Genomic DNA, 17,136 nt, shown 5'->3' with positions numbered 1-17,136 from the left:
CGGTCGGCCGTCTGAACGCGTCGTCCTGGGAGTGCTCCCGTGAAGTCGACCGCCCCGCTCAACGTCTCCTTCCTGCGTGGGCTCGGGCTCGCGCCGAAGTTCGTGCTCGTCACGGCGGTCGTCAGCGCCGCCGTGGCCGTGCTGCTCACCTTCATCGCCACGAACCAGCTCCAGGCCAACCTGGAGGAGCGCCACATCATCGAAGGGCAGGCCGTGGCGCTGAGCCTGTCCATCGCCACGGAGCAGGGCCTCGCCGCGGGCATGCCGTCGCTCCAGCCCCTCATCAGCCCGTTCCTGGGGCGCGACGACCTGGCGTACCTCTTCATCCAGGACGCCTCCGGCAAGGTGCTGGTGCACACCTTCAACGGCGCCTTCCCGGAGGCGCTGAAGGTCGCCACCGAGGCCCCGGCGGTGGTGGGCCATGACGGCCTGCGCGTCATCCCGGAGCTGCGGCTGCAGCGGGGCGGCAGGACGCTGGTGGGCACGGACGTGGCGGCGCCGGTGGCCGGGGGACGGCTGGGCACCGTGCACGTGGGCATGGCGCGCGAGTTCATTGAAGCGAAGGTGGGCGGGCTGCGCTGGCAGATGCTGCTGTTCGCGCTGCTGCTGGAGCTGGCCGGCGTCGTGGTGGCGGCGCTGTTCGGCCGCAGCATCGTGCGGCCGCTGGCGGAGCTCACGTCGGTGGCGGGCCACATCGTGGCGTCCGGCGACCTCACGCGTCCCATCACGGTGCGGGGCAACGACGAGGTGGGGCGGCTGTCCAACTCCTTCTCGCAGATGGTGGGCAAGCTGCGCGAGGTCACCCTCAACCTCCAGCACGCGGCCACCGCGCTCACCCAGTCCACCGAGCACCTCAACGCGTCCTCCACGGAGCAGGCGCAGACCATCTCGCGCCAGGCCGCCGCGCTGCAGGAGACGCAGGTGACGGCGCAGGAGATAAAGCAGACCTCCACGCTGGCCGCGCAGAAGGCGGAGAGCGTGCTCAGCGTGGCCGAGCGCGCCGACTCCCTGGCGAAGGCGGGCGAGGACTCCATCGAGCAGACGATGGCGGGCCTCAACGACATCCGCGCGCAGGTGGGGGAGATCGCGGAGAAGATTCTCGAGCTGGGCGAGCGCACCCGCCAGATTGGCGGCATCACCCAGACGGTGAAGGACCTGGCGGACCAGTCCAACATGCTCGCGCTCAACGCGGCCATTGAAGCGGTGCGCTCCGGCGAGCACGGCAAGGGCTTCAGCGTTGTGGCCCGTGAGATCCGCGCGCTGGCGGACCAGTCCATCCAGGCGACGACGCGCGTGCGGGAGCTGCTGGACGACATCGCCAACTCCGTCACCGCCGCGGTGCGCATCACCGAGCGCGGCGCGGAGCGCATGGAGGCGGGCCTGGAGCAGGTGCGCACCAGCGGGCAGAACCTGCGCGAGCTGTCCTCCATCGTCCAGGACAACGCCGCCGCCGTCCGGCAGATCGCCGCCGCGGTGAACCAGCAGAACGTGGGCATCAACCAAATCACCCTCGCGGTGAACGACTTGTCCCGGATGATGGACGACACCGTGGCGCGCATCGGGTCCACCGGCGAGGCGGCCACCACGCTGCAGATCATCTCCGAGCAGCTCTCCAGCGCCGTGGGCGCGTACAAGGTGGACGCGAAGAAGCCGTAGCCGCCCCGCACGCCGGTGGAAACACGAAGGCCCCGAGTTCCCCTCAAGAGGGAGCCCGGGGCCTCGGTGTTTCAGGCAATCCAGCGGCCTTACGCGGGGACGGCCTCCGCGGACTCGGTGACGAGCTTCAGCGCGTCGTCCACCACGTCGAAGCGCGCGACGCCGCCGCCCTTGAGGGCCCCGAACAGCAGGGCCTCCGCGAGCTGCTTCTTGAGCGAGCTGTCCACCAGCCGCGCCATGGGGCGCGCGCCGAAGGCCGGGTCGTACCCGTGCTCCGCCAGCCACGCGCGGGCGGCGGGCGTGAGCTCCAACTTGACCTTCTTCTCGTCGAGCACCTTCTGGAGCAGGCGCACCTCCTTGTCCACGACCTTGAGGATGACCTCCGCGGGGAGGCCGGAGAACAAAATCCAGCCGTCCAGCCGGTTGCGGAACTCCGGCGTGAAGGTGCGCTCGATGGCCTTCTTCGCCCGCGAACCGTCCACCACCACGCTGGTGTCACCGAAGCCCATGGCCTTGGTGCTCATCTCCTGCGCGCCCGCGTTCGTCGTCAGGATGAGGATGATGTTGCGGAAGTCCGCCTTGCGCCCGTTGTTGTCGGTGAGCGTCGCGTGGTCCATCACCTGGAGCAGGATGTTGAAGAGGTCCGGGTGGGCCTTCTCGATTTCATCCAGCACCAGCACCGCGTACGGGTGCTTGCGCACGGCGTCCGTGAGCAGGCCGCCCTGGTCGAAGCCCACGTAGCCCGGGGGCGCGCCGATGAGCCGGCTCACCGTGTGCTTCTCCGAGTACTCGCTCATGTCGAAGCGCAGGAACTCCACGCCCAGGCTGAGCGCCAGCTGCTTGGCCAGCTCCGTCTTGCCCACGCCCGTGGGGCCGGAGAAGAGGAAGCTGCCAATGGGCTTCTCAGGCGCGCGCAGGCCGGAGCGCGACAGCTTGATGGCGCTGACCATCTCTTCAATGGCCTTGTCCTGGCCAAAGATGACGCCCTTGAGCTCCTTGTCGAGGTTCTGGATCTGCACGCCCTCGCTGGCGGACACGCTCTTGGCGGGAATCTTCGCCATCTTGGAGACGACCTGCTCCACGTCGTGCGCGGTGACGACGCCCGTGCGCACCCCGTCCGGCTTCAGCCGCTCGGCCGCGCCCGACTCGTCGATGACGTCGATGGCCTTGTCCGGCAGGAACCGGTCGTTGATGTGCTTGGCCGCCAGCTCCGCCGCCGCCTGGAGCGCCCCCTCGCCGTACTTCACGTGGTGGTGCTCCTCGTAGCGGCTCCTCAGGCCCTCCAGGACCTTGATGGTGTCCTCCACGCTGGGCTCGTCCACTTCAATCTTCTGGAAGCGGCGGGACAGCGCGCGGTCGCGCTCGAAGGACGCCTTGAACTCCTGGAACGTCGTGGACCCGATGCAGCGCAGCCGGCCCGACGCCAGCGCGGGCTTGAGCAGGTTGGACGCGTCCATGGACCCGCCGCTCGTGGCCCCCGCCCCGACGATGGTGTGGATCTCGTCGATGAAGAGGATGGCGTCCGGCAGCTCCTGCAGCGCCTTGAGCACGCCCTTGAGGCGCTCCTCGAACTGGCCGCGGAACTTGGTGCCCGCCAGCAGCGCGCCCATGTCCAGCGAGTAGACGACCGCGTCCTTCAACGCGGCCGGCACGCGGCCTTCGGTGATGTGGAGCGCCAGGCCCTCCGCGATGGCCGTCTTGCCCACGCCGGCCTCACCCACGTAGAGCGGGTTGTTCTTGCGGCGGCGGCAGAGCACCTGGATGGTGCGCTCCAGCTCCTTGTCGCGGCCGATGAGCGGGTCGATGCGGCCCGCCTTCGCCTCCACGTTGAGCTGCACGGCGTACGCTTCCAGCGGGCTCTTGCGCGAAGACTCGCCGTCCTCGTCGTCCCCCGCGGGCGCGCCCTTGCTGTCCCCGGCCGCGTCGGACTCGCCGTCCTTGCTGATGCCGTGGGAGATGAAGTTGAGCAGGTCCAGGCGGGTGACGCCCTCCTGCTGGAGCAGGAAGAGCGCCTGGCTCTCCTCCTCGCGGAACATGGCGACCAGCACGTCGCCCCCGTCGATGTACTTCTGTTCGGCGGACAGGGCGTGCATGGCGGCGCGGTGGAGCACGCGCTCCACGCCGATGGTCTGCTGGGGCTCGGCGTCCACGTCGTCGGGCAGCCGCTCGACCGTCTCCTCCAGGAAGGAGGTCAGGTTCTCCTGCAGGCGCTTGACGTTCGCGCCGCAGGCCTTGAGCACCTCGCGGGTGCGCGAGTCACGGGTGAGGGCCAGGAGCAGGTGCTCCAGCGTCAGGTATTCGTGGCGCATCTTCCGCGCCTCGTCGAGCGCGGTGCGGAAGCTGGCCTGCAACTCTTTGGCAATCGATGGTCCTGCCACGGTTCAGCCTTCCTCGGGTTCCATGGACAGCCGCAGGGGGAACCCGTTGTCCCGCGCCGCGGCCTCCACTGTCTTGAGCTTCGTCTCTGCGACGTCGTAGGTATAAACGCCGGCCACGCCGATGCCGTTGTAATGAACGTGCATCATGATCTGCACGGCATCCGTCTCCGACTTGTGGAAGATCTCCTTGAGCACGGCCACCACGAACTCCCGCGTGGTGTAGTTGTCGTTGTGCAGGAGGACCTTGTAGAGCGTCGGCCTCTTCAGCTTCTGCTTGGGGACGGTCTCCGTGACGACCTGGCCGTCATCATGTTGGTGCTTCTGCGCCATGGGCTTGCGGACTCCCTTGCCTTCGCTTCGCGAACCACGGCGGGTCCTCGAAAACTTCAGACCCGCTCCTTGAAACCCGTCTCCGCCCACCAGAGGGGCAGACCGCTTTCGACGGCCGCCCGCTCGTGCGCCAGGAAGCCGCGCACCGCCCGGTCCAATCCGGGGTGGAGGAAGAGATGCGCACTGTACGTGAGGTGCGGCTCGAATCCCCGGGTGAGCTTGTGCTCGCCCCCGGCCCCGGGCTCGAAGCGCTCCAGCCCCCGCGCGATGCAGGCCTCCACCGGCTGGTAGAGGCAGACATTGAAGTGCAGGAACGGGTGCTCCTCGAGCGCTCCCCAATAACGGCCGAACAGCGTGCGCGGCCCGATGAAGTTGAACGCCCCCGCCACCCGCCGGCCTTCCCGCCGGGCCTCCACGAACTCACACCGGTGCCGGAAGCCCCCGAGCAGGCGGGCGAAGAAGTCCGGCGTCAGCGACCGCACCCCCCAGGGGTAGCGGTCCACCGTGGCCACGTAGAGCTGGTGCGCGCTCGCGGGCTCCAGCTCCTCCAGGGCCTCGCCCCGCAGGGTGCGGAAGGTGATGCCCTGGGCTTCAGGGGCGGCCAGCTCGCGCCGGAGCTGGTGGCGCCGCTTGGAGTGGAAGCGGGCGAGGAAGTCCTCGAACGTCCGGTAGCCGGTGTTCGTCCACTGGTACTGCACGCCCAGGCGCACCGCGTAGCCCTGGGCCTCCAGCACCGGCAGCTCCTCCGGGGTGGGGAAGAGGACGTGGACGCTCAAGAGCCCCTCCGCGCGGGCGTACTCCAGGGCGGCGCCGTACAGCTCCGCCTCGCGGGTGGGGCGGTCCTCACCGGGGGCCACCAGCACGCGGCGGCCCGTGGCAGGGGTGAAGGGCACCGCGAGCACCAGCTTGGGGTAGTAGCGCAGGCCGGCGCGCTCGGCGGCGGTGGCCCAGGCGGCGTCGAAGACGAACTCGCCGTGGCTGTCGTCCTTCAGGTACGCGGGCGCGGCGGCCACCAGGCGTGAGCCCCTCCAGAGGGTGAGGTGGCGGGGGTGCCAGCCGCGCTCGGGCACCACGCTGCCGCTCTCCTCCAGGGCGGCCAGGAAGGCCCACTCCAGGAAGGGCATGGAGCCCGGGTCCACCAGCGCGTCCCAGGCCGTCTGGGGGACGTCGGTGATGGACGTGAGCAGGCGCAGCGTGGTGGGGAGCGGGGCGGACATGGGCGGGCCGGGCAACGCCAGCCTATAACGGCGCGTGAGGCCTGCCGCCACGCCCGCCCCACGCCAGCTACTTGCCGCGCGTCAGCTCGGTGGCGAGGAAGCCCGCGACCTCCGCCATCCCGGCGGCGGCGCGCTTGCGGCCCTCGTCGGACTCCATCACGCGGCGGGCGGCGTCGCTGGCCGTGCCCGCCTCCAGGTCCACCAGCACCAGGAAGGCGCTCCAGCCGGGCGTCGTGGGCGCGACCTTGCCCGGGCGCTGCGGCCGGTCGCCCAGGGTGGTGGCCACCTTCTCCAGCAGGCCGTCCTCGGTGAGACGTTTTGTCTTGCCGAGCATCTGGGTCCACGTGGCCTCCAGCAGGGCCGTCAGCAGGCGTCCGGAGAGCGCGGTGGAGAGGCGCTGGGCGGATTCCTCGGCGTCCAGGCGGTGGGCCTCGGCGTAGGTGGGGCCCAGCTTGGCCACCACCACGGCCCGGGTGGCGAGGTGGGCAAGGCGCGGCGGGAAGGCGGACATGGGGAGACCTCACCAGCGGGGCAGGGAAGGGAAGGACGGTCCCCCGGACCGGAAAAGCAGAGGGGACCCGGTGTCTTACATCGGAACGACGCTCCGGGCCGCATCCGGAGTGAATGGAACGCGCGGCGCGTTTGCCTGACAGCCGGACAGGTTGCTATGGGGCCCGGCGCGCCTTAGAGGAAGCAGACTTTCGTCGGGAGAACAGAATGTCCGTGAACATCCAGCTCGAGTGGACCCCCAACCCCAGCACGTTGAAGTACGTGGTGGACCGCAAGCTGCTGGGCGGTGGCGCCGTGAACTTCACCAACCGGGGGGACGCGGAGGCGAAGTCGCCCCTGGCCCTGCGGCTGATGGACATCCAGGGCGTCACCGCGGTGATGCTCGGCACCAACTTCGTCACCGTGACGAAGGGCGACTCCGGTGAATGGGACGAGCTCAACGATTCCGTGATGGCCACGCTGGACACGCACCTCACCGAGGGGCTGCCCGTGGTGGACGAGGCCGCGCTCGCGGCGTCGCGCCAGGCGTCCTCCCAGGAGGGCTCCATCGAGCAGCGCATCCAGACCATCCTGGACGATGAGATCCGTCCGGCGGTGGCGCAGGACGGCGGCGACATCACGCTGGACCGCTTCGAGGACGGCATCGTGTACCTGCACATGAAGGGCTCGTGCGCGGGCTGCCCGTCGTCCACCGCGACGCTGAAGATGGGCATCGAGGGCCGCCTGCGCGAGGCCATCCCGGAAGTGATGGAAGTGGTGTCCGTCTGAGGCGCAACGTCAAGGCGCCGCAGGTCCGCAAGGAGCTGCTGCCGGACCAGTCCCAGGCCCTGCTGCGGGAGCTGCACCTGCTCACGCGCGAGGGCCACCTCAACGCGGACGCGCTGCGCAAGCTCAAGCAGGTCAACCACCTGGTGGGCCTCTTGCGCCCCGCCATGGACGACGTGCAGGCCCGCCACCCGAGCCCCCTCGTGGTGGACGCCGGCAGCGGCAACGCCTACCTGGGCTTCGTCGTCTACGAGCTGTTCCTCAAGGACGCGCAGGCCGGGGAGCTGCTCTCCATCGAAGGGCGCCCGGAGCTGACCGAAAGGGCGAAGGGCCGCGCTGAGCGGCTGCACTTCGACCGGATGCGCTTCCAGACGGCGCACATCGACGCGGCCCAGTACCCCGAGCGCATCCACGTGCTGATGGCGCTGCACGCGTGCGACACGGCCACGGACGACGCGCTGGTGGCCGCCATCAAGCATGGCGCGGACCACGTGGCGGTGGTGCCGTGCTGCCAGGCGGAGGTGGCCGCGCAGTTGAAGGAGAAGCGCGCGAAGCCGGCCGGCTCCATGTCGCTGCTCTTCCAGCACCCCATGCACCGGCGCGAGTTCGGCTCGCACCTGACGAACGTCATCCGCGCGCTGACGCTGGAGTCCTTCGGCTACCAGGTGACGGTGACGGAGCTGACGGGGTGGGAGCACTCGCTGAAGAACGAGCTCATCCTCGGGCGGCGCGTGCACCGCGACAACCGGCGCGCGAAGCTCCAGCTCCAGGCGCTGCTGGCGGAGACGGGCGTGCAGCCCCGGCTCACGCGTCTGCTGGGCATCACCCCCGCGACGACGGGGGGGGCGCCGGTGGAACTGCCCGACGGTCCGGAAGTAGAATCCGCGCTGGAACCAGGGCCGGAGTCGGACGAACGTCAGGCGTGAGGCGTGCCCGCCGTGCTTGAGGCGGGCGCTTCTGTCGGGAGGGGGCATGGCCTTGGAGCTGGATGATTGGGGCGGCACGGGGCCGCTCCTGCACTTCGCCTGCGCGAACGGGTTTCCGCCGGAGACGTACCGCAAGCTCTTCGCGCGGCTGGCGACGCGCTACCACGTGGTGTCGCTGCGCACGCGGCCGCTGGTGCCGGACGAGGATCCAAAGCGGCTCACGACCTGGGCCGAGCTGGGCGACGACCTGGCGCGGGAGCTCAAGGCGCGGGGCCGCTCGGGCGTGCTGGGCGTGGGCCACAGCGTGGGCGGGGCCAGCACGCTGATGGCGTCCGCCGCGAACCCCGGGCTGTTCCGCGCGGTGGTGGCGTTGGATCCGGTGCTCATCACCGGCGCGCGGGCCTGGGCGGTGCGCCTGATGAAGCTGCTGGGCCGCATGGACCGCACCGCCATCGTGCAGGGCGCGCTGCGCCGGCGGGACCGGTGGCCGACGCGCGAGGAGGCCGCGGAGGCGTACCGCTCCCGCAAGCTGTTCCGCGACTGGGACGCGGACTGCTTCAACGACTACATCACCCACGGGCTGGTGCCGACGCCGGAGGGCGACTTCAAGCTGCGCATCCCGCGCGAGTGGGAGGCCCGCATCTTCGAGACCTTCCCCGCGGACCCCTGGAAGCTCATCCGCGCCAACGCCGCGCCCACGCTGGTGCTGCGCGGTGAGAAGTCGGACACGCTGCTGCCCGCGGCGCTGGCCCGGGTGGAGCGCGAACTGCCCCTGGCGAAGTGTGACGTGCTGCCGCTCGCGTCCCACCTGTTCCCGCTGGAGCAGCCGCGTGAGACGGCCGACCGCGTGCTCGCGTTCCTGGAGCACCTGCCGCCGGAGAAGTGAACAGCGGGCGGCCCTTCGCTGGAGAAGGGGCCGCCCGCCGTGTGACTGCTTCTGTTTCGCGCGGGGGACTACCGCGACAGGGCGAGGTCGCCGGGCAGGCCCCACTGCACGCCGCCGAACTGGGCGTTGTACCAGGTGCCCGACGACGGCCTCCAGACGATGTACTCGTCGGTGCCGTCCAGGTTGGCGTCACCGAAGCGCGGGATGTCTCCGGGCAGGCCCCACTGCGCGGTGCTGGTGCCGCCGCCGTGGATGTTCTTCGTGGTGAAGATGCCCGTGGTCGGGTTCCACACCGCCAGGTTCCACTGGTTGCCCGCCTTGTACGGCACGGGCACGTCGCTCCAGGAGCCCAGGGCGTGGACGGCGGAGGTGCCGCTGAAGAAGCGGATGATCCACTGGCCGGTGGACGGCCGGTACACGGAGACGTCCTCGTAGCCGTCGCCGTCGAAGTCGCGCGCGATGGGCACGTCACCCGCCGCGCCCCAGTTGATGGCGGTGTACGTGTTGTTGGCGTAGCGGATGAGCCACTGGCCCTCCGGGGTGCCCCCGACGTACGGGGGGCGGTAGACGACGAACTCCGCCTTCTTGTCGCCCGTGAAGTCCAGGGGCACCGGGATGTCACCCAGCATGCCCCACTGGGTGGACTGCGTGGTGCCGTCCCACTTGCGCACCAGCCACATGCCGGTGCTCGGCCGCCACACGATGAGCTCCGCGCGGGCGTCCCCCGTCACGTCCGCGGGCACCGGCACGTCGCCCTGCATGCCCCACTGGATGGACTGGGTGAGGCCGGTGGAGGAGAAACGGATGTTCCACACGCCGGTGCTCGGCCGCCACACCGCGTAGTCGCTGCGGCCATCTCCGTCGAAGTCCGTGGAGTGCATGGCCGGGTAGCGGTTCTGCATGTGGGAGATCTGCTTGCGCAGGTCCGGGCGCGGTCCAATCTTCCCGCCCGCGGCCTGGGGCGTGCCGTCGCGGCGCAGGAGGTCGCGCATCTCCTTCGGGTGGTAGTGGCCGCCGTAGCGCAGGTACATCACGCCGGACAGGCCCACCGCGGCGCCGGTGACGATGGGCGACGCGCCGGACGTGCCGGAGAAGGTGGACGTGTAGAAGAGGTTCTCCCCTTCCGCGGAGTACCTGTCGCCATAGCCGGTGGTGACGATCTTGAAGTCGCCCTCGGCCTGCGTGTCCACGCGGCTGCCGTAGGTGGAGAAGAACGCCTTGTTGCGCGTGAGCTTCTCACCCGCGCCCACGATGATGGCGCCCGAGTCCTTCGTCGCGTCGGTGGCGCTGAAGTAGCCACCGAAGGTCGCGAGGTCCAGGTTGCAGTTTCCGTTGCCGCCGGCCGCCACGACGATGCGGCCGTTGGCGGTGGCGACCTTGACGGCGTCGCGCACGGCCGGGACGTACTCGGCGGGGACATAGTCCGCGTTGGCGCCGGAGGCGCTGACGATGCCGTCGCCGTTGCAGTCGATGGTGGAGGCCGCCTGCATCTCCAGCAGGATGACGGCGCCCGCCCAGAACTGGTTGGACGCCGAGTAGATGGCGGAGGCGCGGTTGTAGCCGGTGGTGGGCCACTCGGTGGACAGGCGCACGGCGGAGCCGTTCACCAGGCCCGTGGTGCCGAAGGCGTTGGTGTCACTGCTGAGCACGCCGACCACGGCGGTGCCGTGGTTGCGGTTGCCCAGCACCGCCGCGCTGGCGTGGGGCTGGCCGTTGACGAGCACCGCGCCCGTCAGCTGGGTGAGGTCCTGGTGCCAGTAGTTCCAGGAGTACTCGGCGTCGGTGTAGCCCCAGCCGTTGCCGTAGGCGTTGTAGAAGTTGCCCCGCAGCCAGTCCGTGTCGATGCCGGTGGGCGCGGCCTCGCCGTAGTCCTGGTCCGCCACGTAGCTGACGGCCAGCATGCCGGAGGGCCCGAGCGCCGGGGTGGGCGCGGCCACCGCAGAAGGAGGGGGCGGCGCTTCGTTCAGCAGCGTCCGCGCGCCCTCACCGCGCTCCCAGGACAGCAGGTGCTCCTGCGTGGGCCAGTCCATGCGCGCGTGCTCGCGCCAGTACGCCTCGAAGGCCTCCGCGCTCCGGGAGTCCATGTCCGCGGAGCGCACGGGCAGGGGCGACGGATAGGCCACCTCCACCACGTCCAGCGCGTTGAGCGCGTTGACGACGTCCGCGACCGCCTGGTCCGAACCCGCGTCCACGTACAGGTAGTACCAGAGGTTCGGATCCGGCAGCTCCGTGCCCGAGCCGCGCTCGCCCTGGGCCTTGAGCCACGCGGCGGTGTCCTCCGTGAAGGGGTGCATCTTCATCGCCGCGTAGCGACGGGCGCCGCGCAGCGTGGCGCGCACCCGGTCCAGCTCCGCGATGGCCGCCGCGCCGCGGGCCTGGGTGGCGTCCAGCGCAAGCTCACCCCCGCGCGAGCGCACGCCGCTGCCCTCGCGGAACTTCACCTCGATGCGGTTGCGGAACGCGGCCTGGAGGTCCTCCGCGCGAACCGTGCGCTTGAGCGACGCGTGCGAGCCTCGCGGCTTGAGCGTCGCGGGGGCCAGCGACGCCGGCCCCCCCTGGGGGTGGCCACCACGGTCCACGTTCACCGCGGCCGCGTTCGTCGCGGCGGTACACGTCATCACGACCAGCGCCAGCTTCAAGGGCTGGGCCTTCGCCTTCTTCATGGGGGTGTGCTCCTGGGGCCGTGCTCATGCCGAGCCGGCTGCTTCCAGGACGCCGTCCCCTGAAGATATTCACGGGATATCGGCTATGCGGGCTTTCCCGGAATGTCGCTGACGCACGACGTCATCCGTAGGCCTCGCGCTTGATGCGCTTGTCGGGGATGTCCAGCGCGTGCAGGTGGCCGAGCACGGCCTCCATGAAGCGCGGCGTCGCGGGGGTGCGCGTCTCCAGCGCCTTGCGCCGGTCCCACGGGGTGATGGCGGGGCCGCAGACGTAGACGAGGCAGGTGTCGCGGTCCGGGAGCAGCTCCTGGAGCAGCGCTTCGTTGACGCGGCCCTTGCGCACCTGGGGGCCGTACTTGGTTTCGTCCAGCTCCCGCGTGAGGGTGTGCACCACGCGCACGCGGTCGGGCGCGGAGCGCTCCAGCGCGGCCAGCTCCTCGCGGTAGAGGATGTCGCCCCAGGTCTTGTTGGACGCGAGGAAGGTGTGGCGCAGCTTCAGCCCCCGGTGCAGCGCGTCCTTCAGCATGGCGAAGTTGGGCACCGCGCCGGAGCCCGCGACCAGGTGCAGGACGTGGTCCGTCTTGTCGGCCACGTCGTCCGGCAGGACGTAGGGCCCCATGAAGCCCGTGACCTTGAGGCGCGCGCCGGTGAGGCGGCCGTGCACGAGCAGCGGCGACAGCAGGGGCGGGTAGCGGGTGACGCCGGAGATGAACTCCTCGTCCTTCACCGTGATGGCCACGTGCGGTTCGTGCGGCGCGGAGGCGAGCGAGTACGAGCGCGCCGGCTCCTTGCGCCCCTTCTGCTCCTGGAGGTACGCGCACTGGTGGGCGAGCGCGGGGAACTGGTGCGGGTCGATGTTGAGGAACTGGCCCGCCTTGTAGTCGAGCGGCCCCGGGCCCAGGTCCAACAGCAGCGTCGCCGTGTCGTGCGTCTCCATGCGCACGGCGGTGACGGTGGCCTCGTACTCGACGGGCTTCTTCGCGCGAGAGGGCGTGGCTTCGACGCTCATGGGCCTTCCCATAACACGCGGGGTGTGGCCTCGCGCGGCCAGGGGGCCGCGTCCGGCCATGCTTTTCTCCCGAACCCTGGAACAAGGGGGCGGTGTGGGCGTTGGCTGGATGACGGATGGGCAGGCGGGCAGGGAGGGGCTGGCGGACGGGCGCTGACCGACCCTGGCAGGCAGGACTACATCTTCGCCAGGGACGCGGAGCCGTCCCGCCCCGTGTTGCGCGGGGGCACCCGGGAAAGGAAGTGGGCCGCCGCGTGCTACGAGTTCTCTTCTTCCTGATGTCGCTGTTGCCGCGCGCGCCCCGCCGGCGCGTCGTGCGCGGGCTGATGCACGCGGTGTGGGGCACGCTGTCCCACGCGAAGGTGTACGGCCTGAGGCAGGTGCCGCCCGGCCCCTGCCTCTTCATCTGCAACCACCTGTCCAACGCGGACGGCTTCACGCTCTACCGCGCGTTTCGCCCCCGGCAGGTCGTCTTCCTGGCCGGCGTGAAGCTGCACGGCACGGTGATGACGCGGCTGGCGGCGGAGACGATGGACACCATCGACATCACGCCGAACTCGCCGGACATCGAAGCGCTGCGCCGCTGCGTGGAGCTGCTCAAGGGCGGCCAGTCGGTGCTCATCTTCCCGGAAGGGGGCCGCAGCCGCTCCGGGGGCATGCTCCAGGCGAAGAAGGGCGTGGGCCTCATCGCCAAGCGCGCCGGGGTGCCCATTGTTCCGGTGGCGCTGACGGGCACGGAGAAGCTGATGCCCATCAACGACTCCGACATGGGCGGCGAGCGGCTCTTCCACGCCAACGTCACGGTGACGTTCGGCCCCGCCTTCCGCATGGAGGACCTGGAGCCGGAGGTCGCCGGGGCCCGGGACGCGCGCCAGGCGCTGGTGGACGCGATGATGCGCCGGGTGGCCGCGCTGCTGCCGCCCGCGTACCAGGGCGTCTACGCCGCGCGCCCGGAGGCGGTGGAGGCCTCTGCGCCGCCGGCCTCCGCGCCGCCCCCCGCGTAGGGCTGCCCCTGGAACGAAGACGGCCGCGCGGGCGACGGTGCCCACGCGGCCGGGTGCTTCACGCCTTCGGACTCCGGACTCCGGGCTCCGGACTCCGAGCCTCGGGACTACTGGAGGAACGCCTTCTTCACCTCGGTGAGGAGGGGGTTGGCGCCCGTCGCGGGGTCGGTGCAGCCCTGGTTGATGGTCCAGATGATGGTGCCGCCGTAGCCGTTGGCCTTGGCGTACTGGCCCTTGGCCTGGATGGCCTCCGGGCCGTCGTAGGTAATCCAGCGCACGGTGCCGTCCTCCACGGGCGTGTTGAAGGTGACGTAGTTGGCCTGCGCCGCCGCGTCCCACTTCAGGGTGCCCGTCTTGGAGAGCGCGAGGATCTTCTTGTACGTGAAGGAGTTGTCCCCGCCCACGTAGTCGGACCAGTTGGTGAAGGGCTGGCGCGGGCCGGTGATGTTGCGCCACGCGAGGCCGTAGAACGGGATGCCCATGCCCAGCTTCTCCTTGGGGATGCCCGCGTTCACCCAGGCCTTGAGGCTGGACTCCACGGACGTGGGGTGGGTGCCGGACTCGCCCGTGAGCGCGGAGCTGAACCACGAATCCCACCCGTCCCAGACGCCAATCATCTCGTAGGACATGACGTTGACCTGGTCCATGTACGCCGCCAGCTGCGGGTACCACTTGAGCTCCGCGTCGGTGCGGAAGTTGTTGTTCACCCAGCCGATGGGGAAGGTCATCAGCATGTTGGGCCGCAGCTGGCGCAGCCGCTGCGCGAGCGCGAGCAGGTTCGGCTTGTCCGCCTCCTCCACCGGCTCCCAGTCGATGTCCAGCCCGTCGTAGCCGTGGTCGTCCATCACCTTGAGCAGGTTCGCGACGAACTTCTCCCGGTTCGCGGGGGCGGCCGCGCCCACCCAGCCGGCGTGCTCGCCTGCGCCGCCCACCATGATGATGGCCTTGCGCCCCGCCGCGTGCGCGCGCGTGGACAGCGTCTTCGCCATGGCGGAGCCGTTGGAGTTGTCGAAGACGGCGTTGACGGTGCCGTCCGCGTTCGGCGTCACGCGGCCGACGATGATGTGCGTGAGCGCGCTGAAGTCCACCTTCTCCGGCGGGTAGTCATCCGCGTTCCAGCCCGTGTAGTAGCCGGACACCCACTTGTTGGTGTTGCCCACCGGGCCCGTGACGGTGACGTCCGCGGTGGCCTTCTTCGTCGCGTCCGCGACGCTCGTCGCGACGACGTGGTAGCTGCCCGCCGTCCGGGGCGCAGTGTACGTGCCGCTGGAGGTGACGCTGCCGCCGCCCGCGCCCTCCAGCACGGACCAGGTGACGGCCGTGTTGGTGGCGCCCGTCACCTTCGCGGTGAAGGTCTGCACGCCGCCCTGCGCCAGCGTCGCGCTCGCGGGGGTGACGGTGATGCTCACGCCGGTGGGCGCGGTGCGCGTGCCGGACACCGCGGCCGAACGCGCGCTCTCCCCGGCCGCGTTCAGCGCGGTGACGGCGTACCAGGACGTCGTGCCGGTAACGGCGCTGGTGTCCTTGTAGGACGCGGACGCGACGGGGGACGCGGTGAGCTTCGTGTACGTGCCCGTCTGGGAGGCCGCGCGGTAGACGTGGTAGCCCGTGGCGCCCGTCACCGCGCCCCAGGTGAGCGCGACGTCCGTCGCGGAGCCGGTCGCCTTCAGGCCGGTGGGGGCGGACGGCGCGGTGGCGCTGGTGCCCAGGCGCAGGTTGTCGAAGTACACCGTGGGCAGCGACCGGCCCGCGTTCTCCATCACCACGAAGCCGGTCAGGCTGCCGCCCGCCGCGCCCAGGGTGGAGAGGGGCACGCGGCACTGCGTCCACGCGTTGGCCTTGATGCTGCCGCCCGCGCAGGACGGGTTGAGCGCCACGGGGGGCTTCTGGGACGTGCCCACGGTCGCGTAGACGGCGAGGGCGGGGTTGTTCGTCGCGCCCGGGTGCACCTGCAGCTCCACGAAGCCGAAGCCCGTGGTGGGGACGCCCGCGTGGTTCAGGTACACGCCCTTCCACGGGCCGAACGTCGCGGAGATGGAGCGGGTGCCCGCGAACACGGGCTTCGTCGCCGAAAGGCTGTGCGTGGCCCAGGACCAGTCCTGCCAGCCCGAACCCAGCGCGTCGTCATACAGGGTGGTCGCGCTCGCGAGCGCGTCACCGGAGGTCAACAGCGAGTCCTCGTCACCCGCGGTGGAGGTGAAGTCCGGGGCACCACCACAGCCGGCGTGGACCGCGCCCAACGCGACAAGCAACCCGATGAGCTGCCTTCTCAAGTCTGCTCCTGCCTCGCCAGGTGAGACAGGACGGCGTCGGAGGCGCTGCACCCGCTGCCCGCGGTGCGTGGCAGCGAAGCCCCCGGCCGCCCTGGGGTCGCGCCGGAATTGGCGGACGCTTGGGGGACCTGGCAATCGAGGGCCAAGAAACACCGCGATCACCCGTCAGCGTTCAAGCCATGGGGTGGGGTGTTTCGGCACGTCGCACGGACGCCAGGCCGGTGCGCGGACGGAGGCGCGGGCGGCCGGTGTGAGAGTGAAACGCGCCTGGTGACGGCTCCTGCGAGCGGGCCCTTCCCACGCCTGGAGGCGCTCCTGACGCGCCTCCAGGGGGAAGGTACCCATGCCGTCAGGCGTGGGAATCCAATGCTTCAACGACGTTGGAAGTCACTTCCTGCCGGCCGACGTCATGAACGTCCACGCGCTGCCCTCTCCCTGCAGGTACGTGCGGAAGTGGTTCTCCCCGGGACGGTAGAGGCCGGTCCGCTGGAGCTGCGCGTGCAGCTCTGGCAGGTGGTAGTAGGGCACCGACGGGAAGAGGTGATGGGACAGGTGGTAGCTGGCGTTGAAGGGCGCGATGAAGAAGCGCTCGAACCAAGTGGGTGACTCCACGTCCCGCGTCTCATGGGTCTCGTCCGGCGTGGCCGCGGTGAAGGGGTGCTCCACCACCGCGCGGATGCGGAAGGCCACCATCATCAGCGTGAGCGACGGCACCGACCACAAGAGCAGGTAGTGCAGCCAGCCGCCCGTGAGCGTGAGGAACGCCACCAGGCCCACGAGCCACAGCGTGTAGCGCACCTTCTCCGCGCCCGAGGGCGGCGGCCCCCCCTTGCCCATCATCCGGCCCGTGAAGGACCAGGGGATCATGATCTTCAGGTGGGAGAGGGTGAACACGCCCACCATGTCGCCCAGGAGCACGCGCGCGGCGCCCCAGCGCGTCCTCGGGAAGATCCACGCGGCGTCGCGCTGCGCGGTGCGCCAGTAGGGGTCCTTCGGGGTGTTGACGTAGCGGTGGTGCTCCGCGTGCTCCTTGCGGTAGCCCGCCGTGGTGATGTTCATGGGAAACGCGCACAGCAGGTCCGCCAGGAGGTCGTTCGCGGACCGGTTCGTGAGCAGGTGGTGGTGTGACGCTTCGTGCACCAGGCTCAGGAGCGCGTGCTGACGGGTGGAGATGATCACCGCGGCCACCAGCCACGCCCACCACTGGTCCACCTGCACCACGAAGCCCAATGCCAGCGCGATGATGAGCCACTGGCGCGTCATCGCCCACAGGCCACGCCAGTTGGTCACCATCGACAGCGCTCGCACGCTGGAAGTCAGCGACTTGCGCTCGAACACGCGAGAGGTGACCGCTTCCGAGTCATCCAGCAACTGGGGTTCTGGAACGGCAAGCATGGGGACAGACCTCCAGCCGGGCGCAAGCGCTCTGGCTGGAGGCAGGGAGGCCCTTCCTCCCAACCCAAGGCGACCCCCTGCCGCGCACCCCGGTCCATGTGGGACTACACCGCCTGGGCGGTAA

The 17,136-nt window shown here is 70.3% G+C and carries 13 protein-coding genes; 5 read left to right on the top strand and 8 right to left on the bottom strand.

Annotation, left to right across the window (positions count from 1 at the left end):
• Nucleotides 1-39 precede the first annotated feature (39 nt).
• Entirely contained in the window at nt 40-1,656 is a 1,617-nt protein-coding gene (locus OV207_RS27005) for a methyl-accepting chemotaxis protein (RefSeq protein ID WP_193349008.1), read from the top strand.
• 89 nt (nt 1,657-1,745) lie between these two features.
• Here the strand turns inward: OV207_RS27005 and clpA are convergent, their stop codons facing one another.
• From clpA to OV207_RS26985, 4 genes are all read right to left on the bottom strand, one after another.
• The gene (gene clpA, locus OV207_RS27000; RefSeq protein ID WP_267557952.1) at nt 1,746-4,034 is read right to left on the bottom strand and encodes an ATP-dependent Clp protease ATP-binding subunit ClpA; all 2,289 of its coding nucleotides are present in this window, start codon (nt 4,032-4,034) and stop codon (nt 1,746-1,748) included.
• Between the two features lie 3 nt (nt 4,035-4,037).
• Complete coding sequence (locus tag OV207_RS26995; protein ID WP_171413745.1) at nt 4,038-4,364, bottom strand: ATP-dependent Clp protease adaptor ClpS; 327 nt, start codon at nt 4,362-4,364, stop codon at nt 4,038-4,040.
• 56 nt (nt 4,365-4,420) lie between these two features.
• On the bottom strand, nt 4,421-5,581 hold the full coding sequence (locus OV207_RS26990) for a GNAT family N-acetyltransferase (protein ID WP_267557951.1): 1,161 nt from the start codon (nt 5,579-5,581) through the stop codon (nt 4,421-4,423).
• A 67-nt stretch (nt 5,582-5,648) separates the two neighbouring features.
• Complete coding sequence (locus tag OV207_RS26985) at nt 5,649-6,092, bottom strand: hypothetical protein (RefSeq protein WP_193349011.1); 444 nt, start codon at nt 6,090-6,092, stop codon at nt 5,649-5,651.
• 206 nt (nt 6,093-6,298) lie between these two features.
• On the opposite strand from OV207_RS26985, the gene OV207_RS26980 reads away from it, so the two are divergent.
• From OV207_RS26980 to OV207_RS26970, 3 genes are read left to right on the top strand one after another with little or no spacing between them, the layout of a single operon-like run.
• On the top strand, nt 6,299-6,859 hold the full coding sequence (locus OV207_RS26980; protein ID WP_267557950.1) for a NifU family protein: 561 nt from the start codon (nt 6,299-6,301) through the stop codon (nt 6,857-6,859).
• A complete protein-coding gene (locus OV207_RS26975) occupies nt 6,769-7,782 on the top strand; it encodes a class I SAM-dependent methyltransferase (RefSeq protein WP_420715269.1) in 1,014 nt (337 codons plus the stop codon). The genes OV207_RS26980 and OV207_RS26975 overlap by 91 nt, the downstream gene beginning before the upstream one ends.
• A 46-nt stretch (nt 7,783-7,828) precedes the next feature.
• A complete protein-coding gene (locus tag OV207_RS26970; RefSeq protein ID WP_267557949.1) occupies nt 7,829-8,668 on the top strand; it encodes an alpha/beta fold hydrolase in 840 nt (279 codons plus the stop codon).
• 68 nt (nt 8,669-8,736) lie between these two features.
• On the opposite strand, the gene OV207_RS26965 is transcribed toward OV207_RS26970, so the two are convergent.
• The gene (locus tag OV207_RS26965; protein WP_267557948.1) at nt 8,737-11,331 is read right to left on the bottom strand and encodes a S8 family serine peptidase; all 2,595 of its coding nucleotides are present in this window, start codon (nt 11,329-11,331) and stop codon (nt 8,737-8,739) included.
• Nucleotides 11,332-11,452: 121 nt separating this feature from the next.
• Nucleotides 11,453-12,340 (bottom strand): oxidoreductase, encoded by an 888-nt coding sequence (locus OV207_RS26960; protein WP_267557947.1) that lies wholly within the window; start codon nt 12,338-12,340, stop codon nt 11,453-11,455.
• A gap of 254 nt (nt 12,341-12,594) precedes the next feature.
• Between OV207_RS26960 and OV207_RS26955 the strand changes: the two genes are divergently transcribed.
• On the top strand, nt 12,595-13,344 hold the full coding sequence (locus OV207_RS26955; RefSeq protein WP_267557946.1) for a lysophospholipid acyltransferase family protein: 750 nt from the start codon (nt 12,595-12,597) through the stop codon (nt 13,342-13,344).
• Between the two features lie 107 nt (nt 13,345-13,451).
• On the opposite strand, the gene OV207_RS26950 is transcribed toward OV207_RS26955, so the two are convergent.
• Both OV207_RS26950 and OV207_RS26945 read right to left on the bottom strand, forming a co-directional pair.
• The gene (locus OV207_RS26950; protein WP_267557945.1) at nt 13,452-15,617 is read right to left on the bottom strand and encodes a glycosyl hydrolase family 18 protein; all 2,166 of its coding nucleotides are present in this window, start codon (nt 15,615-15,617) and stop codon (nt 13,452-13,454) included.
• Between the two features lie 387 nt (nt 15,618-16,004).
• Nucleotides 16,005-17,012, bottom strand: a complete 1,008-nt coding sequence (locus OV207_RS26945) for a fatty acid desaturase family protein (protein ID WP_193349018.1) — start codon at nt 17,010-17,012, stop codon at nt 16,005-16,007.
• Nucleotides 17,013-17,136 lie beyond the last annotated feature (124 nt).

The sequence above is a fragment of the Corallococcus sp. BB11-1 genome, assembly GCF_026626625.1.
Classification (GTDB): Bacteria; Myxococcota; Myxococcia; order Myxococcales; family Myxococcaceae; genus Corallococcus; species Corallococcus soli.
Note: the sequence above shows the minus strand (reverse complement) of the source record. Positions and strands in the feature narration are given on the sequence as shown.

Bases quoted from the DNA above. Each gene is read 5' to 3' on its own strand.
- OV207_RS26970 (WP_267557949.1), top strand. From the start codon at position 7,829: ATGGCCTTGGAGCTGGATGATTGGGGCGGCACGGGGCCGCTCCTGCAC.
- OV207_RS26960 (WP_267557947.1), bottom strand. From the start codon at position 12,340: ATGAGCGTCGAAGCCACGCCCTCTCGCGCGAAGAAGCCCGTCGAGTAC.
- OV207_RS26995 (WP_171413745.1), bottom strand. From the start codon at position 4,364: ATGGCGCAGAAGCACCAACATGATGACGGCCAGGTCGTCACGGAGACC.
- OV207_RS26945 (WP_193349018.1), bottom strand. From the start codon at position 17,012: ATGCTTGCCGTTCCAGAACCCCAGTTGCTGGATGACTCGGAAGCGGTC.
- OV207_RS26985 (WP_193349011.1), bottom strand. From the start codon at position 6,092: ATGTCCGCCTTCCCGCCGCGCCTTGCCCACCTCGCCACCCGGGCCGTG.
- OV207_RS26980 (WP_267557950.1), top strand. From the start codon at position 6,299: ATGTCCGTGAACATCCAGCTCGAGTGGACCCCCAACCCCAGCACGTTG.
- OV207_RS26990 (WP_267557951.1), bottom strand. From the start codon at position 5,581: ATGTCCGCCCCGCTCCCCACCACGCTGCGCCTGCTCACGTCCATCACC.
- OV207_RS26965 (WP_267557948.1), bottom strand. From the start codon at position 11,331: ATGAAGAAGGCGAAGGCCCAGCCCTTGAAGCTGGCGCTGGTCGTGATG.